Source organism: Streptomyces sp. VTCC 41912, from assembly GCF_045799175.1.
GTDB classification, from domain to species: Bacteria; Actinomycetota; Actinomycetes; order Streptomycetales; family Streptomycetaceae; genus Streptomyces; species Streptomyces albulus_C.
Window position 1 is genome coordinate 138,815 of record NZ_JBJMAB010000004.1, and the last position, 23,893, is coordinate 162,707.

Sequence of the window (23,893 nt, forward strand, 5' to 3'; positions counted from 1 at the left end):
CCCAGGCCGAAGCCGATGGCGGAGTGCAGGTGCGCGGACAGGTCCATGCCGCGGGCGCAGACCAGCGGGCCCAGGCCGAACACGTCGCGCCAGCCGTACGCCGTGAGCAGGTCGGTGGTCTGCCGGTCGAACTCCCCAGGGCCGTCGAGCGTCCCCTTCCCGAGCCATGGCCCTTGTCGTGGGACGGGAACTCCTGCACCCTCGTCAACGACGGCAGCGAGAACTCCACCGGCCCGTGAATTTCGGGGAACGCATAGAAAAAGCGTCGTCGAAAGGGGACCGCAGTGCGACGACGGATTTACTGTCGGGAAGGATTATCGGGCGCCCATTTGTAGGAACATACAAAACGCAGGGGGCGTAACGGTCGCCGTCTTGTGGACTCCTACAGGGAACGCTTCATCTTCGCAGGTCGCCTTGACGATGCGACGGCGGCAACTTAGCTTCTATCGCAGCGACTCGTGAACTGCTGGAAGGAGGCGAAGTCGGATGTCCACCATCTCTGACCTGCATCGCCTCGCCCGGCAGGCCGCTTGGGTTCCGGGTCGCGTAGCGCACGGCTGCTGAGCAGCCCCGTCCCGGCGTGCCCGCTCGTGGCCCCGGCGTCTTCCGGTATTCGTCACCCCCGGCACGTTGCTGCGTGCTGATTTGTGCTGCGCTTTCTTGAAGCGCGCCACCGAAAGAGAAAGTCCCCTGAAATGGCGACTCAAATAGTCAGTACGCCCGCGCTCCGAAATGAGGAAGTGTCATGGTAGCGGCGCGGATCACGGTCAATGGGAAAGAAACCTCAATTTCCCCGGCCGCACCCCACACCACGGTTCTGGACTTCCTGCGCGAGCGCGGCCTCACCGGCACCAAGGAGGGCTGCGCCGAGGGCGAGTGCGGCGCCTGTTCGGTCCTCGTGGCCCGCCCCGGGGTGAACAAGCCCACCGACTGGGTGGCGGTCAACGCCTGCCTGTTCCCGGTCGCGGCCCTCGACGGCCAGGAGATCGTCACCTCCGAAGGTCTCGCCACCCCCGGTGACCCCGGCACACCGTCCACCCTGCACCCGGTGCAGGAGGAGATGGCACTCCGCGGCGGCTCCCAATGCGGCTACTGCACGCCGGGCTTCATCTGCAGCATGGCCGCCGAGTACTACCGGCCCGACCGCTGCGGGCACGCGGCCCCGGCCGACGCTGCCGACGCCGAGCACGGCCCGAACGGTTTCGACCTGCACGCGCTGAGCGGGAACCTGTGCCGCTGCACCGGGTACCGCCCGATCCGCGACGCCGCCTTCGCCGTCGGCGAGCCCACCGACGAGGACCCGCTGGCGCAGCGTCGCGAGCAGTCCCCGCCGGCACCGGTCGCCACCGAATACGCCCAGGACGGCAAGGAGTTCCTGCGGCGGAACACCCTGGCCGATACGGTGCAGTTGCTGCGCGAGCGGCCCGACGCCGTGGTGGTCGCCGGTTCCACCGACTGGGGCGTGGAGGTCAACATCCGCTCCCGCCGCGCGGACTGCGTGGTCGCCCTCGACCGGCTGCCCGAACTCCGCGAACTGCGCGTCGAGGCCGACCGCATCGAGATCGGCGCGGCGCTGACGCTCACCGAGATCGAACGCCGCCTCGACGGCCGCGTCCCCCTGCTGGCGCAGCTCTTCCCGCAGTTCGCCTCCCGGCTCATCCGCAACGGCGCGACCCTCGGTGGCAACCTGGGCACCGGCTCTCCCATCGGTGACAGCCCGCCGGCGCTGCTCGCGCTGGAGGCGTCGCTGGTGCTCGCCGACGCCGACGGCGAGCGCGAGGTGCCACTGGCGGAGTACTTCACCGGTTACCGGCAGAGCGTGCGCCGGCCCGGCGAGTTGATCCGCGCGGTGCGCATCCCGTTGCCGCTGTCGACGACCGTGGCCTTCCACAAGATCGCCAAGCGGCGCTTCGACGACATCTCCAGCGTGGCGGTCGCCTTCGCACTCGACATCGAGGACGGGACCGTCCGCAAGGCACGCATCGGGCTGGGCGGAGTGGCCGCCACCCCGATCCGCGCCCTCGCCACCGAGGCGGCCCTGGAGGGCAACCCGTGGACGGCGGAGACCGTCGAGGCCGCGGCCCGGGTACTTCAGGCGGAGGGGACGCCGATGGACGATCACCGTGCCAGCGCCGCGTACCGTTCCGCGATGCTCGGCCAGAGCCTGCTGAAGCTGTCCGCGCAGACCACCGAGGCGGTGTCGTCATGAGCCAGTTGTCCGAGCGTCCCGAAAAGCCCGTAGTCGGCGTCTCCCTGCCGCACGAGAGCGCCACCCTGCACGTCACCGGCACCGCGCTCTACACCGACGACCTGGTCCATCGGACCAAGGACGTGCTGCACGCCCATCCGGTCCAGGTCATGAAGGCGCACGGCCGGATCACCGCGCTGCGCACCGAGCCCGCGCTCGCCGTCCCCGGCGTGGTCCGCGTGCTCACCGGTGCCGACGTGCCCGGCGTCAACGACGCCGGGATGAAGCACGACGAACCGCTCTTCCCCGACGAGGTCATGTTCCACGGCCACGCGGTCGCCTGGGTGCTCGCGGAGACCCTGGAGGCGGCCCGGCTCGGTGCGGCGGCCGTCGAGGTGGAACTCGACGAACAGCCCTCCCTGATCACGTTGCAGGACGCGATGGCGGCCGAAAGTTTCCACGGCGCCCGGCCGGTGATGCTGACCGGCGACGTCGACGCCGGATTCGCCGACTCCGCGCACGTGTTCACCGGTGAGTTCCAGTTCTCCGACCAGGAACACTTCTACCTGGAGACGCACGCGGCGCTGGCCTACATCGACGAGGCCGAGCAGGTCTTCGTCCAGAGCAGCACCCAGCACCCCTCGGAGACCCAGGAGATCGTCGCGCACGTGCTCGGGCTGCACAGCCACGAGGTCACCGTGCAGTGCCTGCGGATGGGCGGGGGCTTCGGCGGCAAGGAGATGCAGCCGCACGGGTTCGCGGCCGTCGCCGCGCTCGGGGCCAAGCTGACCGGTCGGCCGGTCCGACTGCGGCTCAACCGGACCCAGGACCTGACCATGTCCGGCAAGCGGCACGGGTTCCACGCCAAGTGGAAGATCGGGTTCGACGCCGACGGCCGCATCCGGGCCCTGGACGCCACCCTGACCGCGGACGGCGGCTGGAGCCTGGACCTCTCCGAGCCGGTGGTGGCCCGCGCACTGTGCCACATCGACAACACCTACTGGATCCCCAACGCGCGCATCGCCGGTCGCATCGCCAAGACCAACAAGGTCTCCAACACCGCCTTCCGCGGCTTCGGCGGACCGCAGGGCATGCTGGTGATCGAGGACATCATGGGCCGGTGCGCGCCACTGCTCGGCCTGGACCCGACGGAGTTGCGGGAGCGCAACTTCTACCAGGAGGGGCAGGCGACGCCGTACGGCCAGCCGGTCGTCCGGCCCGACCGGATCTCCGCCGTCTGGCAGGCCGTGAAGGACACCTCCGACCTCGCCGATCGCCAGCGCGAGATCGCCGCCTTCAACGCCGCGCACCCGCACACCAAGCGGGCACTGGCGCTCAGCGGCCTCAAGTTCGGCATCTCGTTCAACCTCACCGCCTTCAACCAGGGCGGCGCACTGGTGCTGATCTACAAGGACGGCTCGGTCCTGATCAACCACGGCGGCACCGAGATGGGCCAGGGCCTGCACACCAAGATGCTGCAGGTGGCCGCGACCTCGCTGGGGATCCCGCTGCACAAGGTGCGGCTGGCCCCGACGCGCACCGACAAGGTCCCCAACACCTCCGCCACCGCCGCCAGCGCCGGCGCCGACCTCAACGGCGCGGCGGTGAAGAACGCCTGCGAGCAGCTGCGCGAGCGGCTGTTGCAGGTGGCCGCCACCCAACTGGGGGCGAACGCCTCGGACGTGCGCATCGTCGAGGGCGTCGCGCGCGCCCTGGGCAACGACCAGGAGCTGGCCTGGGACGACCTGGTCCGCACCGCGTACTTCCAACGGGTCCAGCTGTCGGCAGCCGGCTTCTACCGGACCGAGGGGCTGCACTGGGACGCCAAGACGTTCCGCGGCACGCCGTTCAAGTACTTCGCCCACGGCGCGGCCGCGACGGAGGTGGAGGTGGACGGCTTCACCGGCGCCTACCGCATCCGGCGGGTGGACATCGTGCACGACGTCGGCGACAGCCTGTCCCCGATGATCGACATCGGTCAGGTCGAGGGCGGTTTCGTGCAGGGCGCGGGCTGGCTGACGCTGGAGGACCTGCGGTGGGACGCCAGCGACGGGCCGAACCGCGGCCGGTTGCTGACCCAGGCCGCGAGCACCTACAAGCTGCCGAGCTTCTCGGAGATGCCCGAGGAGTTCCACGTCACGCTGCTGGAGAACGCCACCGAAGAGGGCGCGGTGTACGGCTCCAAGGCGGTGGGTGAGCCTCCGCTGATGCTGGCGTTCTCGGTCCGCGAGGCACTGCGGCAGGCCGCCGCCGCGTTCGGACCGGGCGGCACCAGCGTCGAGTTGGCCTCGCCCGCGACGCCGGAAGCGGTGTACTGGGCGATCCAGGCGGCGCGCCGCGACGAAGCCTCCCGCAGCGGTCAGGCCCGCAACGGCAGCTCCGTCAACGGCCACGTCGCCAACGGCCGTGCCGCCAACGGCGGGGTGCGCGCCGACGCGGAAGTGCTGAGCGGTGCCTGACATGACGTGGGTCGCCGCGGTCGCACGGTTGCGAGCACGCCGGGAGTCCGGCGTGCTGGTGACCGTCACGACCGTGCGCGGTCATGCCCCGCGCGACGCCGGTGCGAAGCTCGTCGTGGGGCAGACCGAGACATGGGGCTCGATCGGTGGCGGCAACGTCGAGGCCGTCTCCATCGACCGGGCCCGGGAGATGAGCGCCGCGGCCAAGAAGGAGCCGGAACTCCTCGACTTCACCCTGAACGACAAGGTGACCAACCAGCACGGTGTGCAGTGCTGCGGTGGCACGGTCTCGGTGCTGCTCGAACCGCTGCCGGTGGTGCGGGCGGTGGCGATCTTCGGCGTCGGGCACGTCGGCCTGGAACTGGCCCGCATCCTGGCACGGCAGGACCTCGACCTGCATCTGATCGACAGCCGCTCCGACATCCTCACCGAGGACCGGCTCGCCGTGCTGGCGGATGCGGTGGCGCAGGTGCACGTGCACCACACGCCGCTGCTGCCCGAGGAGGTGTTGGCGGAGTTGCCGCCCGGCACCCACGTCCTGGTCATGACCCATGACCATGCCGAGGACGCGGCGCTCTGCGACGCTGCCCTGCGCACACCGCACCTCGGCTCCATCGGGCTGATCGGGTCGGCGGCCAAGTGGGTGCGGTTCCGCAAGCGCCTGCTCACGGAGGGCGGCCACGACGAGGCCACTGTCAATCGGATCAGGACGCCGATCGGCATGACCGAGATCACCGGCAAGGAACCCGCCACGATCGCGGTGAGCGTCGCGGCGGATCTGCTCCGGACCTTCGAACGGGCCGTTCCTTGACCGGAAGGACGCCCGTCGGGAGCCGGCCGGGGCCGGCGGTCAGCCGAACTGCCGAGGCTGGTAGTCGCCGTCGACGCACTCAGTGCCGCGACCGCACCGCCGCCTCCGGACTCCTGCGCCCCGTCCGGCGATCCGTGCGGAACGCCGCGGCCCGCCGGACGAGGTCCACGGCGGCCCCCTCCACTCAGGGTGCGTGAAGTCGAACCCGGCCGCACGCAGTCGACCCGGCACCACCCGGCGGCTCTTGAGCAGCAGCTCCGTGTCCGTGCGCAGCGCGAACGCTCCCAGCTCCGCCATCCACCGCGTCGCCGGCAGCCCCAGCGGGACGCCGCGGGCCGTGCGCAGCGCCCGCATGAAGTCCCGGTGCGGGAGCGGGCCGGGCGACGCGAGGTTGACCGGCCCCTCGATGTCGTCCCGGGCGATCAGGAACTCCACCGCGCGGACGAAGTCCTCGTCGTGGATCCACGACACGAACTGCGCACCGCCGGCCACCGGGCCGCCCAGCCCCAGCCGGGCCAGCCACAGCAGGACGTCGAAGACCCCGCCCCGGTCCGGGCTCATGACCATCGCCGAGCGCAGCGCCACCTTCCGCGTCGCCGGGGTGTCCGCTGCGGCCTGCGCCCGCTCCCAGTTCTCGGCGATGTCGACGCTGTACGCCCAGTAGTCGGGCACCCCGGCCTCCGCACCGCCGAGCACCCCCGTCGCCTCGTCGTGCGCCGCGTCGAAGCGGTGGGCGTAGATCGTCGCGGTGCTCATCTGGAGCCAGACCCGGGGCGGCCGCGCGGCGGCGGCGATCGCCGCGCCGACCACCCGCGTCGAGTCGACACGGGACTCCATCATGGCCCGCAGGTTCTCCGCGGTGTAGCGGCAGGAGACGCTGCGGCCGGCCAGGTTGATCACGACGTCACTGCCGTCGACGGCTTCGGCCCAGGCGCCCAACGTGGCCCCGTCCCAGCCGATCTCCCGCGGCCGGCGCGGGCGCCGGGTCAACACCGTGACCTCGTGGCCCGCCGCCGTCAGGGCGCGGTCGAGGATCGCGCCCACCTGTCCGGTGCCCCCGGGCAGCACTACCTTCATCGAGCCCCCTCAGCTGTGGTGGACACCAGGGTAACCATGAAATTGAACGCGTTCAAAATGGCCGCGTGCACGTGATTGCGCTTACGCGTCCGCCACCGCCTGGAGCGGACTCAGGCGAGCCGCCCGGCGGGCCGGGAGGACCGCTGCCGCCGCGCCCACCACGAGGGACAGCAGGACCACCAGCAGCAGCGTCCCCCAGGGGAGCGCGAGCGAGTACTGCGCCAGCGCACCGTTGGCCAGCGAGCCCACCGCCCATGCGCCGAACACCCCGCCCGCCAGACCCAGCAGCGTGCCGAACGCGGCGACGGTCAGCGCCTCCAGCCGGATCATCCGCCGGGTCCCGGCGCGGTCCATGCCGAGGGCACGCAGGACGCCGATCTCCCGGGTCCGCTCCGACACCGACATGGCCAGGGTGTTCACGATCCCGAGCGCGCAGATGAGGAGGCCGATGACCAGCAGTCCGTACATCACGGTCAGCAGGTCGCCCAGGGTGCCGGCGGCTTCCCGCACCAGCGCCGCCCGGTCCTGGACCTTCAACAGCGGGTTGTCGCCCACCGCGGTGCGCAGCCGGCCCGCCAGGTTCGCGGACGCCGCGCCGTCGTCGGTGCGGACCAGGATCCGCTGAGCCGAGCCGGGCCGGAAGCCGCTCTGCTGCACTTGCGCGCGGGCCCCCAGGGCGTCCCGGGCAATGGGGTTGTCCTGGTAGACGCCGACGACGGTGTACTGCTGGAACCCCTGGCCGAGTCCCATCCGCGCGGTCAGACGATCGCCGGCGTGCAGCCCGTGTTCCCGGGCGAGGGAGTCGGAAAGGGCGATCCGGCCCGGCCCGAGGTCCCGCGCGGAGCCGCTCAGGAAGCGGAGTCTGAGGACCGCGTCCACGGCGTTCGGGTCGATGCCGGAGACCTGCCGGACCTGACCGCCGGTGAACAGCGTGGAGTCCGCGAGGGCGGCCGCGGTCCGTACGCCGGAGGTACCGCGCACCCGGTCCACGGTCGCCGGGTCGATGCCGGTCGTCGGCGTGCGGGTGCTGATCACGTAGTCGGCGCCGAGTCCTGCGGCGGCCTGCCGGTCGAGCGCCTGCCCCGTGGAGTTCCCGATGACGGCGAGTCCGGAGACCAACGCGGTGCTGATCATCAGGGCGGAAGCGGTCGCCGCGGTGCGCCGCGGGTCGCGCAGCGCGTTCTCCCGCGCCAACCGTCCGACGACGCCGAAGCGGCCGGTCAGCCGGCCGGTGAGCCGGATCACCGGGGCGGTCAGCAGCGGCGCCAGCACGATCATGGAGACGGCGAGGAGGCCGCAGCCCAACAGGGCGCTCTGCAGGTTCTCGACCGAGGCGTCCTTCGCCCCGGTGAGGGACACCAACAGGCCGCCCCCCAGGGCGAGGAGGACCAACCCCACCGCGCCGCGCAGCCGGGACCGCATGCGGGACGGCGCCTGCGCCGTCGCGCGCATCGCCTCCAGGGGCGCGATGCGCGCGGCCCGCCGGGACGGCAGCCACGCGGCGAGCACGGTGACGCCCACCCCGACGCCGAGGGCGGCGGCGACGGGCCGCGGACCGATCACGAGCGGCCCGTCGGGCAACGCGTCCGCACCGGCGCTCAGCAGGTCGGGCAGCACGGCGGCGAGGCCGACGCCGAGCAGGAAGCCGACGACCGAGGCGGCGCATCCGACCAGGGCCGCCTCGACGAGGACGGAGCGGACCACCTGGCGGCGCGTGGCACCGATCGCCCGCAACAGCGCGATCTCACGGGTGCGTCGGGTGACGAGCATGGTGAAGGTGTTGACGATGAGGAACGAGCCGATGAACAGCGAGACCCCGGCGAAGACCAGCGGCACCTTGGTGTAGCCCCGGGTCAGCGTGTCGAGGTAGCCGGCCTGTTGGGCGGCCTGGGCGGCGCCGCTGACGGCCTCGGCCCGGTCGGCCGGGAGCACCGCGCCGACCCGGTCCGCGAGCACGGCCTGACCGGTGCCGGGCGTGGCGGACAGGTCGATCCCGGTGTAGTGGCCCGGGGACGCGAACAGCCGCTGGGCGGTGACCGCGTCGAACAGGGCGAGGGTGCCGCCGGCGGTCACCCGACTGTCCCGGGTGGCCACGATCCCCACCAGCCGTTTCGTCATGACCGGGCCGTCGGTGGCCAACCTGACCGTGTCACCGAGGGCGAAGCGGCCCGCGGCGGCGGTGCCGGCGTCCACCGCCAACTCGTCTGAGTTCCGGGGCGCGTGCCCCTTGACCAGCGGATAGCGACGGTCCTCGCCGTCCTTGCCGGGCAGGTAGCCGGCGGCCAGGTTCGCCCAGGACGCGCCGGCCCGCAGCGGAGTGCCGTCCGCGGCGGCGAGCACCGCCGAGCCGTCGACCGACGGCCGCACGGCGGCGACACCGGGCACGCCGGCCAGTGTCCGCGCGAGCGCGTCGTCCAGAACGGTGGAGGGCCGGTTGGTGGGGCCGGACGGCGGGTCCTTGGGGGTCACGGTGACCGCGACGTCCGCCAAGTCCTTCGACGCGGCGGCACGGTAGGCGGCGGCGGAGGAGTCCGCGAAGACCAGGGTGCCGGAGACGAACGCGACGCCCAGGCAGATCGCCAGGGCCGTCATGGCCAGCCGTGCCTGGTGCGCGAGGAGGTTGCGCAGGGTTGTTCGCAGCATGGGGAGCTTTCGGGAGCAGGGAGGTGCGGAAACGGCCGCAGGGGTGCAGAAACGGCCGCAGGAGGTGCGGGCGGGCGGGGCCGGGCGGGCGCGCCGGGGGCCGCCGGGGCGACAGCGTCAGTGCCGGCGGGTCGGTGCCTGGTCCTCGAACTGGAGCATCCGGTCGAGTACGGCACCGGAGGTCGGCTCGTGCAGTTCGTCGACGACCCGGCCGTCGGCGAGGAACACCACCCGGTCCGCGTGCGCGGCGGCCACCGGGTCGTGGGTGACCATCACCACCGTCTGCCCCAACTCCCGTACCGAGTCCCGCAGGAAGCCCAGGACCTCCGCGCCGGACCGGGAGTCGAGGTTCCCGGTCGGCTCGTCGGCGAAGACGATGTCGGGCCGGGAGGCCAGGGCGCGGGCCACCGCGACCCGCTGCTGCTGGCCGCCGGAGAGTTCGGCGGGCCGGTGGTCCAGCCGGTCGGCCAGCCCGACGGTGCCGACGACGGTGTCCAACCACCCGGCATCCGGGCGGCGGCCGCCGATCCGCAGGGGCAGCGTGATGTTCTCCAGCGCGGTGAGCGTCGGCAGCAGGTTGAAGCCCTGGAAGACGAAGCCGACCTTCTCCCGGCGCAGTGCGGTGAGTTGGCGGTCCGTCAGTTGCGCCAGCTCGGTGTCGCCGATGCGCGCCGAACCGGAGGTCACGCCGTCCAGCCCGGCCAAGCAGTGCATCAGGGTGGACTTGCCGGATCCGGAGGGCCCCATGACGGCGGTGAACCGGCTCCGGGCGAACTCGACGGACACCTCGTCCAAGGCGGTGACCCGGGTCTGGCCCGTCCCGTAGACCTTGGTCAGGTCGGTGGCGCGGGCGGCCGGTTCGGTGCCGGGGGAGCGGGGGGAAGAAGAGGCTTGCGACATGTGTACTCCGCCTGGATGCGTGGGCCCGCGGCGAGCGCCGCGAACCGGGAACGCATCCATCCTCACCGCCCCCACCTGCGGAAACGTCGTTCTCTACGGCTGAGTTGAGCTCTGCCGGAAGCAAGGGTCGGGCGGGCCGCTCTCCGCTCTTCGGCACAGTCCGGACGGCCGTGCTCTTCCTTTGGGCAGAGGCCGAGTCACCGGCCGGCCACCGGCAGCGGGCCGCCGGGCAGCGCGGGCCAGCGGCACCCGGAGAGCACGCGCCGCGACGTCCCGGTGGTGCTTCAGGACGCCAGACCGGTGCGGTGGGCCAGCAGGGCGGCCTGCACCCGGCTCGTCGAACCGGTCTTGTCCAAGATGGCGCCGACGTGCGTCTTCACCGTGCCGATCCCGATGCCCAACCGGCCGGCGATGTCCTGGTTGGACAGGCCCTCGCCGAGCATCGCGAGGACCTCCCGCTCCCGGACGGTGAGTCGGACGACGCGCTCGTCCGCGAGCGCGCGGTCGGCCGCCGCGGGATCGCCGCCGCGCAGCATCCGGGAGATCACCGCCCCGGTGACGCCGGGGGAGAGCACGGCATCCCCGGCGGCGGCCGCCCGTACCGCACTGATCAACTCCTGTGGCCCCTCGTCCTTGAGGAGGAAGCCCGCGGCGCCCTCCCGCAGCGCCCGGATGACGTTGGCCTCGTCGCCGAAGGTCGTCAGCATCACGACCCGCGGCGCGGGATCGAGGGCGAGCAGCGGTGCGATCGCGGCCAGGCCGTCGCAGACCGGCATCCGGATGTCCAGCAACACCACGTCAGGGCGGTGGGCGGCGGCCAGTTCGACGGCCTGCCGCCCGTCCGACGCCTCGGCGACGACGTCGATGCCGTCGGCGTGCCGGAGGATCAGGCGGACACCGTGCCGGATCATCGTCTCGTCGTCGGCGAGCAGGACGCGGAGGGGGCGGGCGGGTTCGCTCACGGGGACTCCCAGGGCGTGGCGTCCCGGACCGACGGGACGGTGAAACGGTCGATGGAGATCAGGCGGTGCGCCGCGTCGAAGCAGTAGCGGGCCACGGTCAGGCCGCCCGGGTGGCTCTCGGTGGCGCCGTTGAACGGGTAGATGCAGCCGGCCGTGCCGGCGGGGCGCGGCGGTTCGTGCCCGGTGGCCGCGGCCCGAACCGCCGCGTTGTCCAGGACGCCCAGCCCGGCCACCTGCTCGTACGTCATGCCGACGCGGGGCAGCGGCGGCGGCCCCGACTGGTGGGGTCGGGTCGCGTACACGAAGGCGACCCCGAGCACCATGAGGACGCTCAGACCCGCCAACCCGAAAGCCAGCGTCAGCACGTCGGCCGTCCGGCGCTCCCGGACGTCCGGCCGACCGCCCTTGTCTGACGGAACGTCAGCCCTCGGCGTGCCGTGCGCCTCCGCCGGGCCGAGGGGATCCGCCCGGCCGTCGCCCGGCCTCCGCTCCGCGGCGCCGGCGGCACCGGGCCGTTCGTGGTCGGTGGGTTCGGCGGGTTCGGTCGGCACGGTGGCGGCCACCCGGAACCCGCCGGACGGCAGCGCCGCGGCGTCGAAGCTGCCACCGAGCAGCTCCACCCGCTCCCGCAGGCCGGTGAGCCCGCGACCGGTGCCCGCCTCCCCGGCGGCCGGCGGACGCGGCGGCGCACCGTTGCGCACGGTGATCCGCACGTCGGCCTCGTCGTGCACGACCGTGACGGTGACGTGCGCCGCGGTCGCGTACCGGTGCACGTTGGTCAGCGCTTCCCGCACCAGGCGGTCCACCGCCCGCCGGACCCGCGCCGGGCGGGCGTCGAGGTCCGGCCCGGTCCAGTCGAGCCGGACGGCGATCCCGCCGTCGCGGGACCTCGCCACCAGCGCCTCGACGTCGGCGCGGGTGCCGGTCGCGTCGGTGAGTGCGTCCGGCCCGGTGTCCCGGCCGAGCGGCCCGAGCACCCCGAGGGCCTGCCGCAGTTCGCGCAGCGCGTCCCGGGTGGTCCGGCGCACCAGGACGGCCTCCTCGCGCAGCTCCGGCGCGGCCCGGTCCAAGGCCAGCTCCAACCCCCCGGCGTGCAGGGAGATCAGGCTGAGGCGGTGACCCACCAGGTCGTGCATCTCGGCGGCGATGCGCGACCGCTCGTGGATGCGGGCCTCGCTGTCGGCGAGCCGACGGGCCCGCTCCGCCGCGTCACCGCGCTCGCGCAACGCCCGCAGCAGGCGCCCCTGCTGACCGTGCGCCGTGCCGACCAGGCCGGGCACGACCACCGCCGTCGAGGCCAGGACCAGCCCGAGCGCCACCGCGTACGGCACCGGTTCGGGGCCGAACCACGGCGCGACCGCCACCGCGGAACCCAGGACGAGGGCCCCCGCCGCTCCGAGCAGCCGGGCGCGCCGACGCGCCCGCACGGTACGGCGGGCCACCGTGTAGGCGGCCGCCGCCGTGATCGGCCCGACGCCGACCGACAGGCCCGTCAGGGCGGCGAGCACCAGCAGCACGGCCCCGGGGAACCGGCGCCGCACCGGCAACAGCCCCGCACCGACCGCCAACGCCAGCAACTGGAGCCCCGGGTGCGGCAGGAACCCCAGGCGCCCGACCACCAGGTAGGTGCCCAGGCCGGCGAGGACCACTCCGGCCAGTTCCGCGACCGTGCGCGCGGAACCGCCCGCGGCCCGTACGACGGGCGGGCGACAGCGGGGGAACCGACGGAACGGGTTGGTGCGCACCACGCTGACCAGTATCGACGCCCCGGCGGGCGTCGGCATGGACCCTGCGGGCGAGGTGTCGCTCTACCGAAAGGCAGAGACCTGCCGACCGCCACCGGCCGCGGGCCCGCGGCGCCACCTACGGGGTCGCCGGCTCCGCGAGCGAGGAGACGACGGTCGCCAGGTCCGCGCCCGCCCGCAGGAGCGCCACGGTCCGGACCGCGATCCGGTCGAGGTGGCGTTGCAGGATGCGCTCGGTCTCACCCGGGCCGTCGAGCCGCTCCAGGGAGCCGATGACCTCGCGCACGGCCGGGATGCCGTAACCGGAACTGCGCAGGGCGGCGACGATGCGGGCCGCCCTGATGGCGGGCACGCCGTAGCGACGTGCCCGCAGGGAGGTGACGCGCTCCGGCGTGACGAGTCCCTCCTGTTCCCAGAACCGCAGGGTCGAGGTGCGGACGCGGAGCGCTTCGGCGAGCTCCGTGATCGTCATGGCGTCGTCGTCCTGCGTCGCCCCGGCGGGCTGGTCCTCGGTCCGGATGGCGTGCAGGGCCCGTTGGGCGCGCAGCGCCTCGTCCCGTTCCCGGGCGAGTCGGACGTGCAGCTCGTTGACGGTCGCGGCCGCCTCGGTGAGGGTGCCGGTGCGCAGCTCCGGGAGGAGCTGCCGGGCCGCGACCGGGCCCACGGCGCCGGCGAGCCCGCGATAGGCGCGCAGCGCATGGACGTGCACGGCGGCGTAGCCGCGGTACCCGTTGTCGGCGCGGGCCGCCGGCGGAATGACCCCCAGCCGCTCCAGGTCGCGCACCTGCTGCACCGAATACCCCGACTCCCTGGCGACATCGACCGTGCGCAGCGGTCCCCGTTGCGCACCGCCCGCCGTCCCGTCCATGACCAACCCCACAGAAGCACTTGAAGGACATGCTTGAACCATGAGTATGGAACAGATCATCGCGTCGGTGCAGAATCTCGACGGGGCGCTCGTGGTCCGCCCGGAGCCCGGCGGCGACTTCCCGGACCTCGTGGTGGGGGACTCCTTCTTCTACTACGCCCCGGACGGCCGGATGCCGCGGACCACCCAGCCCTACGGGACCATCGTCACCAAGAACTATCCCGACGACACCGCCTCCGACCTCGATCGCCCGGGGCACTGGCGGGTGAACGTGAATGTGGACCGTGCGACGTTTCAGGAACTGCTCGACGAAGCACCGGGCGACCTCACCCGGCCGCGCGACCACACGGCGGTCGACACCGTGCTGCCGCACCCGGTGTACGGGTCCCTCGGCTGGATCTCCGTCGTCAACCCCGGCGCGCGGACCACGGAACTGGTCGAGCGGCTGCTGAGCGGCGCCCACGACGCCGCCCGGGCCCGCTACTTGCGGCGGCGCGGGGCGGACGACTGACGGCGGTCGCCGGCCGGGGTCAGGGCCGCGCGGGGCCGCCGTCGTACGGGACGCCGGCCCTGGCCGCCAGCCCGGCGATCAGCAGTTCCAGCCCGTAGTGGAATTCCGCGTCGTGGTTGCCGGCGGCCAGGTGGGGTGCGGCGGCGATCAGGACCGGGTCGCCGGTCGCGGCGATGTCGCGGCCCTGCCGCCGGAGCTGCTGGTCGTCCAGGGAACCCAGGTAGATGGCGTGGCCCAGCTCCCGCATGATCGAGCCGATCATGAAGGCGGTGTAGCTGCGCAGGACGTGGACGCCCTCCTCCGGCGTCAGCCGGAGGTCGGTGAGGGTGGCCAGGGTGGAGCGCAGGGCCCGCAGGGCCGCGGGGGAGCAGGTGGGGCGGGTGAGCACCAGGGGGAACGCCTTCGGATGGCGCTTCGCCTGGGTCCGGAAGGCCGCGGCGTGCGCGCGGATGCGGTCCTGCCAGCCGTCGGTGTCGTTCTGCGGGAACTCCACCTCGGCGAGGAGCGCCTCCGCGACGCCGTCGAGGAGGGCGTCCTTGTTGGGCACGTGGTTGTAGAGGGACATGTTCTCCACGTCCAGCTCGACGGCCAACTTCCGCAGGGAGAAGGCGTCGGCGCCGTCGCGGTCGATCATCGTGACGGCCGCGGCGACCACCTTCTGCCGGGTCAGGCCGAGCCTTCTGCCGCGGCCGGTGCCTCGAACCGTCACGTCACCCTCCCGACCGCGGCCCGTGCGACCGCGACGCCCACTCGATCCTTGACATCACTTGCACCGCAAGTCTAGCGTCCGGGGCACCACTGACTTGCAGTGCAAGTCTTCGCGCGGGGTGCCCCGCCGGCCCCGCCGAGCCGGCCTGCACGAGGAGCCCGACCGCCCGCCTCTCCCCGCCCGGCCGCACACCACCCGGCGGGCCGCCCCACCGGCGCGCACGGCCGGCGCACCACGGAAGGAAGCGACCCGCCATGAGTGACCTCCCCTACGCGCAACGGTTGTTCGCCCGCGACGTCCGATGGGCCCTCGGGCACGCCCTGCCCCGGCTCGCCATGGACCGCGCGGCACGCCAGGGCGACCTCCACGGGCAGCTGGTGGCCCTCTCCCGGAGCCCGCGTCCGCACGGCGACACCGCCGACGTCGAACGGCGGTTGATGGACCGCATCCGCGCCGAAGGGCCCGTCCACCGCAGCCGGTTCGGCTTCGTCACCGCCTCCCACCCCGCCGTCCGCGAGGTGCTCAGCAGCAACGACTTCCGCACCGGCGCACTCCCCGTCACCACCGGGCCGTGGGGGCGGCTCGCCGCCTGGGCCGGTGCCGACGCGCCCGTCGGGCCACTGAAGCCCCCGTCCCTCCTGGTGACCGAGCCCCCCGACCACACCCGGTACCGCAAGCTCGTCACCCGGGTCTTCTCCGTCCGGGCCGTGGAACAACTCCGCACCCGGGCCGAGGAGATCGCCGAGGAACTCCTCGACGACCTCCAGCGCCGCCCGCCGGGCGCCGACGACGTGGACCTGGTCTCCGCGTACTGCGGCCTGCTGCCCGTCACCGTGATCGCCGAGATCCTCGGCGTCCCCCACGCCGAGCGGCACCGCGTGCTGCGCTTCGGCACCGGCGCGGCACCCAGCCTCGACTTCGGGCTGCCCCGACGCCGGTTCCTGGCCGTCGAACGCTCCCTGCGCGACTTCGACGCCTGGCTGGCACAGCACATCGAACGGATCCGCCGACAGCCCGGCACCAACCTGCTCAGCCAACTGGTCACCGCCCGCGACGACGACGGCCGGGGCCTGACCGGGACCGAACTGCGCGCCACGGCCGGCCTGGTGCTCGCCGCCGGCTTCGAGACCACCGTGAACCTGCTCGGCAACGGCATCGCCCTGCTCGACCGCCACCCCGACCAGCGCGCCGCCCTCCACGACGACCCGACCCTGTGGCCGAACGCCGTCGACGAGATGCTCCGCTTCGACCCACCGGTGTTCCTCACCGGGCGCGCGGCGACCCGTGACACCAGCATCGGCGGCCGCCCGGTGCCGCGGGGCGCGCTCGTGACCCTGCTGCTCGCCGGCGCCAACCGCGACGCGGCGCTCTTCACCGCACCGCACCGCTTCGACGTCACCAGGCCCAACGCCAAGGAGCACCTGTCCTTCTCCGGCGGACGCCACTACTGCCTGGGCGCCGCGCTCGCCCGCATGGAGGCGGAAGTCGGCCTCCAGGCCCTCCACCGCCGCTTCCCGCACCTCACGCTGCACGCCGGCGCCCGACGCCGCACCACCCGCATCCTGCGCGGCTACGTCCACCTCCCCGCCCGACTCGGCACGCCCGTACCGGTCTAGCCAGGCACTGTTTCTTGGATCATGTGCGGAGCCAGATGCGGGCGCGTTTCTCGTAGCGGGTGGCGACGGCGCGAAAGCCCTTGAGCCGGTTGACGGCGCGTTCGGCCGCGCGCACCGTGGTCGAGTCCACCGGCACCCTCCCAGTCGATCCGGCCCGCGGCATCCTCCGCCGCCTGGGTACGGGAGAGCAACATGCCCCATGCCCCATCCGTCATTCCGGTGTGTCTATTGGTGGTTGGTGTCCTGGGCTGCGGTGACGACGAGGTCGGTAACGGCTTGGGGGTGGGAGACCAGGGAGACGTGCGAGGAGTCGATCTCCACTGTCTTGCGCGCGTGTGCGCGTTTGGCCTCGTATCGCTCAAGGCTCGGGTTGATGGCGCGGTCCTGCTTGCCGACGAGTACGTAGACGGGTTTGTCCCGCCAGGCCGCTTCGGTGAGTTTGTCGGTGAAGGCCGATTGTGCGATGGGGCGTTGTGTTGAGGCCATGATGGAGGTCTGCTGCTGGGAGAGGTCCTGGGCGAAGGTGGCGTGGAGTTTGTCGGGCTGGATGTACACGTCGGTGCCGGTGGTTCCGTCCCCGTTGCGGAAGGGGACCTGTTTCAGTGCCGTGGTGAGCGGTGCTGGCGCGAACTTACTGGAGAGGCTGGCGAAGGACTCACCCTTGTCCGGCATGATCGCGTTGATGTAGACGAGGGCCTTGACGTTGTCGAGGCCGGCGGCTGCCTGTGAGATCACTTCGCCGGCGTAGGAGTGTCCGACGAGGACGACCGGTCCCTTGATGGTCTTCAGGAGGCTGTTCAGGTAGGTCGAGTCCTGGGGTATGCCGCGCAGGGTGTTGGGTGGGGCGATGACGTGGTAGCCGTCGTGCTGCAGGCGTTGCACCACTGCGTTCCAGCTGGAGCCGTCGGCGAATGCTCCGTGCAGGAGCACTACGGTCGGCTGCTGGCCCTGCGGGGCCTTGCCCGGATCGTCTGCGGCGTGGGTCGGTACCACGGTCAGGGCGGAGAGGACCGCCACGGTGAGGGCCAGTCTGCCCTTGCCTGGGGTGAGGATTCCAGAGACGGTCATGTGCTTCCACTTCCTCGGCGTAGAAGGTGAACTTCGCCATTTCGGTGGCTGGGAACCGTGAGGATCGTGCGGAAGGAGTCGGCAGCAGCCGCCGCGACTGCCGTGTCCGGTCGGCCGCTTGAACCCGAAAGCAGCCTCCGACGTGGAAGTCGTGGTGGTCCGCGTTCCGCCGTGCCGCGGATCACCATTTTCGCGTCTCCGCGGTTGGCACGCATCCGATTCCGCCGTCGTTCGCCGTGCGGCAGTGGGTGTCCTGACGGCTTGACAGGCCGTCGCTGTTGGAGCGTGGGGTACTCGCCCGGCTGAAGGGCACGGCTTCCGACGGCTGGCGCCACGTCGCAGGTCGGGCCGGGGTCGACTGATCCGGGAGCTCGGTGCCGCCGGTCGCCGGTCAGACTCAGGAAAGGACCTTGAGCACTTCCTGCGCCAGCGGCCCGGAGGACGCGGGGTTCTGCCCCGTGTGCAGGTTGCCGTCCGATACGAGGTACGACTTCCAGGCGGGACCACGGGAGTAGTTGGTGGGTAGCTTCTTCAGCTCGTCCTCCAGCAGCCACTTCGCGTCCTTGGCGAAGCCGACGCCTTCTTCTTCCTCGTTGCAGAAGCCCGTCACGTCGCGGCCCGCGAAGGGTGTGTTCCCGTTCTCGTCGCGGGTCGAGAGGATGGCGGCCGGTGCGTGGCAGACGATGGCGAGGGGCTTGCCCGAAGCGAGTGCCTTGCGGAGCAGCACGGCGGAGTCCGCGTCGAACGCGAGGTCCTCCATGGGACCGTGGCCTCCGGGGTAGTAGACCGCGTCGTAGTCGTCGAGCCGCGCGTCCTTGATGGCGATGGGGTGGCGGAGCTCCTCGGCGGACTCGATGACCGCGGTCTCCTTGAGCATGTTCTCCTCGCCTCCCGCGTAACGGGGCTGCAGGCTCATGGTGTCCACGACGGGGATGACGGCACCCGGGGTTGCCACCGTGACCTGGTATCCGGCATCCGTAAAGACGCGGTAGGGCGCGACGAACTCCTCGGCCCAGTACCCTGTCGGATGGCGATGACCGTTCTCGAACGTCCAGTAGCTTGCACCAGTCATCACAAACAGAACTCGACCCACGACTACGCCTCCTCGCAATTTCGGACCCGGAAGAATTCACTGTTTCTGAAGCTACCTCGGGCTGGCAGGCGCGGCAACCGCAGGTCCGCACAATTCGTTCCCGTCGCCTCAAGGCGCAAATTCGAGCTAAACGCAGTCCGGATTCCGGAATGTCATGGCCGAGCAGGTGAACGGTTCCTGCTGGTGTCGGATCGGCGTGCGCTTAATTCTCGGCTTTTCCAGCCGCACCATCCAGGCTTCCAGGTCCGAGTGCTCGTCGACCAGGAAGACAATGTGGTCCAGCGCGGTCCGGGATTCTGGAAATCCTTTGTGGTTGTTCCCGGTGCTCTCTCGGTAGCGGTGGGCGCACTTCTCGTCGATCGCCTCGACCTTGAACACCTTCTTGTGCGTTCAGTGAATCCAACGCGCTGTTTAAGGTCGGCGGTGTCCTCGGCTTTCTCACGGTAATCCCATGCGCCCGTTTATCATCAACAACTTCCTCCACTCCGCGCGCATCCTCGCAGACGGTATGGAGAAGTTGCGCACCTCCTCCGTCAGCGGTACGCGGCTCAACCAGGAGAAGATCCGGCGGTATGCGGACGAGAGCTTGATGCTCGTGACAGCGCTGCGCCCGGTCATGGGGTACCAGAACGCGGCGCACCTCGCCGAATCCGCGCTGGCCAACGGCCAGACGCTCAAGGAGGCAGTCCTGGCGAGCGGCCACGTCGACGAGAAGACGTTCGACTCCGTCGTCGATCCGCTCTCGATGGTCGGCCACGGGGTCTCCGGCGCCTGAGCACAGGGTCGCCCCCGCCGCACCGGTTGACGCATCCCGGCGAACGCCCCCGTTCACAGCACCGGAGACGGCGACGAACCAGGCACCGCGGCGCGGGACGGCGCGTTGTCAGTGGCAACGCCTAGGGTCGCGGCATGAGTTCTTCCCTGAGCGTCTATCTGCTCGACGTGGCCGCGACCCGCGCCCTGGTCGGATCCGGCGACGACGAACTGCTGGAGGTGATACGCACCCGTTTCCAGGACGACCTGGCCGGCGACGACGACTACTTCAGCCACGAGATCGCGCAGGGCGCCCCCACCGCGTACGACGCGCTCCGTGCGGTCGTCCACGGCGGTCCCTTCAGCGATCAGTCCCACCACGCCTTCCAATACGGCTACGCCTACATGAGGTTGTGTGCGTTGACCGGCTCGTTCCTGCCCAACGACTGCTTCACGCCGCACCGCGGCGACTGGCTGGAGACCGTCGACCGGGGACTGAAGGACCTGCGCATCACGGCCGTCTCCGTCAGCGACTTCAGCTACGGCGTGCCGCCCGCTCCCGTTCCCCACGCGGACATGCCGGGGTGCGGTGTCTGGACGCCCGAGCAGATCGCGCGGGCGCTGGAGGAGTTCGAAGCCACCAAGCGGGCGGAGCACGCACCGCCGCTGGAGCCCGAGGTGGTGGAGGCCGTCATGCAGTGCCTGGAGTGGATGCGCCACGCGCAGGCACGACCCGGCTACGGCCTCATCGGCTTCCGCTCCTGACGCACACCGCCGCGCCCGGCCAGGGACGGGCGACGCGCCCGGGTCAGCCGGGGACGGCGCAGGCCACTTCGGTGGCCAGTCGCACCGCGAGGGTGCGGGACAGCAGTACGGGCAGGCCGCTCGCGGCCGCCGCGGCCCGCCGCATCGCCTCGGTGTAGCCGATGCAGTCCAGCACCAGCCAGCGACTGCCGCCACGCGCCAACTCGCGTGCGGCCTCGGCGACGTGCGCCAGGGCATCGTCCGCATAGGGGTTGCCGGGGGCGGCCCGGACGGTGCCGGGCAGCAGTTGCGACCAGCGGCGTTCGACGTCGGCGCGCTGGTCGGGCAGCGGGCACACGAGCCCGACCGGATCGCTGCCGGCGATGCCGCGGACCGCCTGTTGGACGAGCGGCTCCGCGTACAGCAGCGGCCGCCGGGCCGGGACCGGCGGGAAGCTGCCGGTGCACAGCAACAGCGTCGCGGCGGCACCGTCCCGTTCGCAGCGGGCCACCGCGTCGCGCATCCGAGGGGCGAGCGCCTCGTGCCCGAGGACGACGGAGCCGCCGTCGCGCAGCCTGGTGACGAGCGGGGCCTCGCCGGTCGCCGGCGCGAGGTCCGCGCGGGTCCGCCCGCCGGCCGGGCCGGTGAACTCGTCGAGGTCCAGGGCGCCGTGCTCGATCGCCCGCAGCCCGCGCAGCAGCGGCGCGACGTCGGCGGTCAGGTCGGTGCGCGGGGACTGCCCGATGGTGACCAGGCCCAGGCCGGGGCCGTGCGGCGCGGGGCCGGGTCCGGATGCTGCGTTCATGGTGGGTGCGTTCCTCTCGTGTCGGCGCGGGTCAGAGGGCCTTGTAGATCTGACTGACGTCGTGCAGGGAACTCCCGGCGACCAACCCGGCCCCCACCAGCGCGAGGTCGGCGTCGGCGGCGGCCCGCGCGTCGGCCCGGGCCAGGTCGTCCCGGCCGGCCCGGCGATCGCGGTAGCGGGTGTAGCCGAAGCGCACCGCGAGCGCGGCCAGCACCAGCCAACCCGCCTGCGGGGTCGCGACGAGCAGACCGGTGGCCAGCAGGACGCCCATCTGCCGCGACGAGCCGCCGAGGAGCTGGATCAGCGCCCCGGGGATCGCCCACAGCCCCATCATCATCAGCGCGTGCGGGTCGGTGAGACCGGCCTTGATGGTGTCGACGTAGACCTTGGCGACCGGCGGCACGCGGCCTTCGGAGAAGAACGGCTGCCAGGCGATCATGACGACGAGGACGGCGACGGCGAAGCCGACCAGTTGCGCGAGGTACTGCTGGCGGCGGCCGGCACGCTCGTACGGCCGCCACGGCACGGCGTCCTTGCGCAGGATCCAGCCGGCCTTGAAGTCGAACCCGACGTCGGCGAAGGCCGGTCCGGTGGAGGCGGCGTACCCGACGAGCAGCGCCAGCGGCACCATCGGGATGCCCAGCACCAGCCCGAGGATCAGGAAGATGAGGGTGACCGCGAACGCCGGGAACCAGCCCGAGTGCATCGCGGCCAGCCCGACGATCAGCTGGTGGACGAGGGCCGCGGCGCCGGCCAGCAGCACCCAGCCGACCAGGCCGGCCCCGCTCATGCCGGACGTCACCCCACCGAACACGGCGATGACCACCGCGCCGGCGAGGAACAGCACGAAGCCCTCCAGCAGGCCCCGACGCAACCGGCGCGCGTCGACCGTGCGGGTCTCGGCGTCGAAGCGGTCCTCGTAGGCCGCCTCGGCCGCGGCACGGGCCGCCGCCCGCTCGCCCGCCTGACGGGCGGACCGTTCGGCGCGCCGCTCGCGCATCAGCAGGACCGCCTGCACCAGAGCGACCAGCCCGGCACCGATCATCACGCCGTGCGGCACGTAGTGGGCGGCGAGGTCGGTGTGCAGGACCTCCGGTGCGTACTGGGCGACCAGCAGGCCGACGCCGAACATCAGCAGTGCCCAGACGTTGCCGAGGAAGGCCACGCCGGCCGCACTGGTCGGCAGCTTGACCAGGGCGCCGAGGAAGCCGACGACGGCGCTGATCCCGAGCAGCCCGGCCTTGCGTCCGCCCTCGTCCCCGGCCTTGATCGTCTCGGCGGCCGCCACGCCGGCCGGCCACGCGGCCGAGGCGGGCAACAGCCGCGAGTCGAAGACCCGGTAGAGCACCCAGCTGTCCACGGCGAGGCCGATCACCGCGCCGCCGAGCATCGGCCACACCAGATGGGGGCGGCCCAGCAGATAGGGCACCGCGATCGGGGTGATCAGCGAGTTGGCGGCGGCGAAGGTGGAACCGGAGACGGCGGACTGCACCAGGTTCTGCCGGTGCGGATCGCGCATCCGGCGCAGCGCGGCAAAGGAGATCCGCCCGATGAGCATGGCGAGCAGCGCGCCGATGACGGAGGTGTTGGGCGCGATCCCGAGGGTCGTGATCAGGACGAGGCCGATGACCGCGCCGAGTACGGAGAGCACGATCGTGACGATCAACGTGACGGGTTCGAACGCTCTGGGGTGGGCCGCCCGGGTCTCCGGGGCGTCGGCCGGCGGGGCCGGCGGTGTCTGGCTCATGGGTGCTCCGGTGCGGTTCGTCCGGTGGTGAGGTGGGGCGGGCCCCGCGGGGGCTGGGGGCGCGCCGCCCCGGACGCCGTGGCGGGTCCGGGGCGGCGCGCCCAGGAGGTCAGGCGGCGGCGTCCTCGTCGGGCGCGCTCGCCTGGAGTCGGGTCATGGGCCCGTAGAGCTCAACGAGCCGGGCGAACTCCTCGGCGTCGTGGAACCGCGCGGCGCCGCGGCCGAACTCCTTGGCCGCCTCCAGCGCGAAGCGGCCGGCCGCGGCGATGTCGGTCTCGTGGCTGGCGCCGGTGGCGCAGCCGGCCACCGCGCTCTGTGCGGTCACGGCGAGGCCCACGACCGGCGCGTCGGTGGCCACGCAGGGCTGCATGATCGAGTTGATGTGGTGCACGCCGTTCCCATAGGGCGTGATGTCCTGCGTGGTGATCGGCAGGACGTGCGCGGCCTCGCCGGTGACGGTCTCCAGGATGCTCAGCAGATCGTCGCTGACCCGCAGGATCCACCCCTCCTTGACCGTCGGGGACAGGGCGATGCCGCGGTGGTTGAGCAGCCGGTTGCCCTTCGTGGTGTCGATCGAGACGACCGCGTCCATGGCCGGGTCGATCTCGGCGCGGTTGCAGTCGAGGATCGACACGGGGGAGTCCATGAAGGGCACCGGGTCGTGCGGCCGGGTCGGCGCGTTGGGGCAGACGTGGGTGCTGACGATCACGTCGCCGCGCAGCACGTCGCCGCGCCCGTACATGTCGAGCAGTTTGGCCGCGGTGGCGAGCGCGGCGACGGCGCCGTCCGCGTCGGAGACCAGACCGGTGCGTTCGGGCCGGGCCCCGACGCCGCCGAGCCGGCCGAGCACGCCCAGCGTGGGGGCGTCGCCGCCGGCCCGGGCCCCGTCGGCGCCCGGCACGACGACCTTGACGAAGTCGGTCCCGCCCTTGGCCCCTTCGACCCGGGTGACGGTGATCTCCACCGCGTCCGACCGGACGGCGGTCGCGGCCGGGGTGCCGGCGGCCTCCCGGACGGCGCCGTCGAGCACGCCGCGCAGGTACGCGGCGAGGAGCTGCCCGTCGGTCTGCGGGCGGTCGAGGAGTTGGAGGACGTCGAGTACGTGCTTGAGCACGGTGGCTCCCTGGTGCGAGGTGGTGCGCGGCGCGATTTCGCTCAGGTTGCGCCGGCCATATCCAAGTGAGCAACCTTTTC

Annotated in this window: 20 protein-coding genes and 1 pseudogene; 8 read left to right on the forward strand and 13 right to left on the reverse strand. The window is 72.3% G+C overall.

Annotated elements, in window-relative coordinates:
- Nucleotides 1-29 precede the first annotated feature (29 nt).
- The 4 genes from ACJ6WD_RS07930 to xdhC all read left to right on the forward strand — a co-directional run bounded on the left by ACJ6WD_RS07930 (nt 30) and on the right by xdhC (nt 5,458).
- On the forward strand, nt 30-239 hold the full coding sequence (locus tag ACJ6WD_RS07930) for a hypothetical protein (protein WP_407615376.1): 210 nt from the start codon (nt 30-32) through the stop codon (nt 237-239).
- 506 nt (nt 240-745) lie between these two features.
- Nucleotides 746-2,209, forward strand: coding sequence for a xanthine dehydrogenase small subunit (locus tag ACJ6WD_RS07935; protein ID WP_407615377.1), 1,464 nt, complete (start codon nt 746-748; stop codon nt 2,207-2,209).
- Complete coding sequence (gene xdhB / locus ACJ6WD_RS07940) at nt 2,206-4,647, forward strand: xanthine dehydrogenase molybdopterin binding subunit (RefSeq protein ID WP_407615378.1); 2,442 nt, start codon at nt 2,206-2,208, stop codon at nt 4,645-4,647. Before ACJ6WD_RS07935 ends, xdhB begins: the two co-directional genes overlap by 4 nt.
- A gap of 1 nt (nt 4,648) precedes the next feature.
- Nucleotides 4,649-5,458, forward strand: a complete 810-nt coding sequence (xdhC, locus tag ACJ6WD_RS07945) for a xanthine dehydrogenase accessory protein XdhC (protein WP_103377139.1) — start codon at nt 4,649-4,651, stop codon at nt 5,456-5,458.
- 79 nt (nt 5,459-5,537) lie between these two features.
- Here the strand turns inward: xdhC and ACJ6WD_RS07950 are convergent.
- The 6 genes and pseudogenes from ACJ6WD_RS07950 to ACJ6WD_RS07975 form a co-directional block, all read right to left on the reverse strand.
- Nucleotides 5,538-6,535 (reverse strand): annotated as a pseudogene (locus ACJ6WD_RS07950) (TIGR01777 family oxidoreductase).
- A gap of 81 nt (nt 6,536-6,616) precedes the next feature.
- A complete protein-coding gene (locus ACJ6WD_RS07955; RefSeq protein WP_407615379.1) occupies nt 6,617-9,178 on the reverse strand; it encodes an ABC transporter permease in 2,562 nt (853 codons plus the stop codon).
- Between the two features lie 117 nt (nt 9,179-9,295).
- Nucleotides 9,296-10,078, reverse strand: a complete 783-nt coding sequence (locus tag ACJ6WD_RS07960; protein WP_233655689.1) for an ABC transporter ATP-binding protein — start codon at nt 10,076-10,078, stop codon at nt 9,296-9,298.
- A gap of 284 nt (nt 10,079-10,362) precedes the next feature.
- Nucleotides 10,363-11,040: a response regulator transcription factor gene (locus ACJ6WD_RS07965; RefSeq protein ID WP_016575446.1), complete on the reverse strand. Its 678-nt coding sequence runs from the start codon at nt 11,038-11,040 to the stop codon at nt 10,363-10,365.
- On the reverse strand, nt 11,037-12,824 hold the full coding sequence (locus tag ACJ6WD_RS07970; RefSeq protein WP_407615380.1) for a sensor histidine kinase: 1,788 nt from the start codon (nt 12,822-12,824) through the stop codon (nt 11,037-11,039). Before ACJ6WD_RS07970 ends, ACJ6WD_RS07965 begins: the two co-directional genes overlap by 4 nt.
- Nucleotides 12,825-12,903: 79 nt before the next feature.
- Nucleotides 12,904-13,653 (reverse strand): MerR family transcriptional regulator, encoded by a 750-nt coding sequence (locus ACJ6WD_RS07975; protein WP_407615381.1) that lies wholly within the window; start codon nt 13,651-13,653, stop codon nt 12,904-12,906.
- A gap of 46 nt (nt 13,654-13,699) precedes the next feature.
- Between ACJ6WD_RS07975 and ACJ6WD_RS07980 the strand changes: the two genes are divergently transcribed.
- Nucleotides 13,700-14,164 (forward strand): DUF6194 family protein, encoded by a 465-nt coding sequence (locus ACJ6WD_RS07980; RefSeq protein WP_233656235.1) that lies wholly within the window; start codon nt 13,700-13,702, stop codon nt 14,162-14,164.
- Between the two features lie 19 nt (nt 14,165-14,183).
- Here ACJ6WD_RS07980 and ACJ6WD_RS07985 read toward each other — a convergent pair whose 3' ends face one another.
- The gene (locus tag ACJ6WD_RS07985) at nt 14,184-14,873 is read right to left on the reverse strand and encodes a TetR/AcrR family transcriptional regulator C-terminal domain-containing protein (protein ID WP_407615382.1); all 690 of its coding nucleotides are present in this window, start codon (nt 14,871-14,873) and stop codon (nt 14,184-14,186) included.
- 254 nt (nt 14,874-15,127) lie between these two features.
- Between ACJ6WD_RS07985 and ACJ6WD_RS07990 the strand changes: the two genes are divergently transcribed.
- Nucleotides 15,128-16,489 carry a cytochrome P450 gene (locus ACJ6WD_RS07990; protein ID WP_376444449.1) on the forward strand — a complete coding sequence of 454 codons (1,362 nt, stop codon included), beginning with the start codon at nt 15,128-15,130 and terminating at the stop codon, nt 16,487-16,489.
- A 225-nt stretch (nt 16,490-16,714) separates the two neighbouring features.
- Here ACJ6WD_RS07990 and ACJ6WD_RS07995 read toward each other — a convergent pair whose 3' ends face one another.
- The 3 genes from ACJ6WD_RS07995 to ACJ6WD_RS08005 all read right to left on the reverse strand — a co-directional run bounded on the left by ACJ6WD_RS07995 (nt 16,715) and on the right by ACJ6WD_RS08005 (nt 19,028).
- On the reverse strand, nt 16,715-17,557 hold the full coding sequence (locus ACJ6WD_RS07995) for an alpha/beta fold hydrolase (protein ID WP_407615383.1): 843 nt from the start codon (nt 17,555-17,557) through the stop codon (nt 16,715-16,717).
- Nucleotides 17,558-17,954: 397 nt separating this feature from the next.
- Nucleotides 17,955-18,629 carry a type 1 glutamine amidotransferase domain-containing protein gene (locus ACJ6WD_RS08000; protein WP_376444455.1) on the reverse strand — a complete coding sequence of 225 codons (675 nt, stop codon included), beginning with the start codon at nt 18,627-18,629 and terminating at the stop codon, nt 17,955-17,957.
- Nucleotides 18,630-18,776: 147 nt separating this feature from the next.
- Nucleotides 18,777-19,028, reverse strand: a complete 252-nt coding sequence (locus ACJ6WD_RS08005) for a hypothetical protein (RefSeq protein WP_331246923.1) — start codon at nt 19,026-19,028, stop codon at nt 18,777-18,779.
- 73 nt (nt 19,029-19,101) lie between these two features.
- Between ACJ6WD_RS08005 and ACJ6WD_RS08010 the strand changes: the two genes are divergently transcribed.
- Together ACJ6WD_RS08010 and ACJ6WD_RS08015 are read left to right on the forward strand one after the other, a co-directional pair.
- The gene (locus ACJ6WD_RS08010; protein ID WP_233655681.1) at nt 19,102-19,425 is read left to right on the forward strand and encodes a hypothetical protein; all 324 of its coding nucleotides are present in this window, start codon (nt 19,102-19,104) and stop codon (nt 19,423-19,425) included.
- A gap of 134 nt (nt 19,426-19,559) precedes the next feature.
- Nucleotides 19,560-20,168 (forward strand): hypothetical protein, encoded by a 609-nt coding sequence (locus ACJ6WD_RS08015; protein ID WP_233655680.1) that lies wholly within the window; start codon nt 19,560-19,562, stop codon nt 20,166-20,168.
- Nucleotides 20,169-20,211: 43 nt separating this feature from the next.
- Here the strand turns inward: ACJ6WD_RS08015 and ACJ6WD_RS08020 are convergent, their stop codons facing one another.
- The 3 genes from ACJ6WD_RS08020 to ACJ6WD_RS08030 all read right to left on the reverse strand — a co-directional run bounded on the left by ACJ6WD_RS08020 (nt 20,212) and on the right by ACJ6WD_RS08030 (nt 23,813).
- Nucleotides 20,212-20,952, reverse strand: a complete 741-nt coding sequence (locus tag ACJ6WD_RS08020; protein ID WP_407615384.1) for an AroM family protein — start codon at nt 20,950-20,952, stop codon at nt 20,212-20,214.
- A 31-nt stretch (nt 20,953-20,983) separates the two neighbouring features.
- Nucleotides 20,984-22,699 carry an OPT/YSL family transporter gene (locus ACJ6WD_RS08025; RefSeq protein WP_376444464.1) on the reverse strand — a complete coding sequence of 572 codons (1,716 nt, stop codon included), beginning with the start codon at nt 22,697-22,699 and terminating at the stop codon, nt 20,984-20,986.
- A gap of 109 nt (nt 22,700-22,808) precedes the next feature.
- Nucleotides 22,809-23,813 carry a DUF1177 domain-containing protein gene (locus ACJ6WD_RS08030; RefSeq protein WP_407615385.1) on the reverse strand — a complete coding sequence of 335 codons (1,005 nt, stop codon included), beginning with the start codon at nt 23,811-23,813 and terminating at the stop codon, nt 22,809-22,811.
- Between the last annotated feature and the right edge of the window lie 80 nt (nt 23,814-23,893).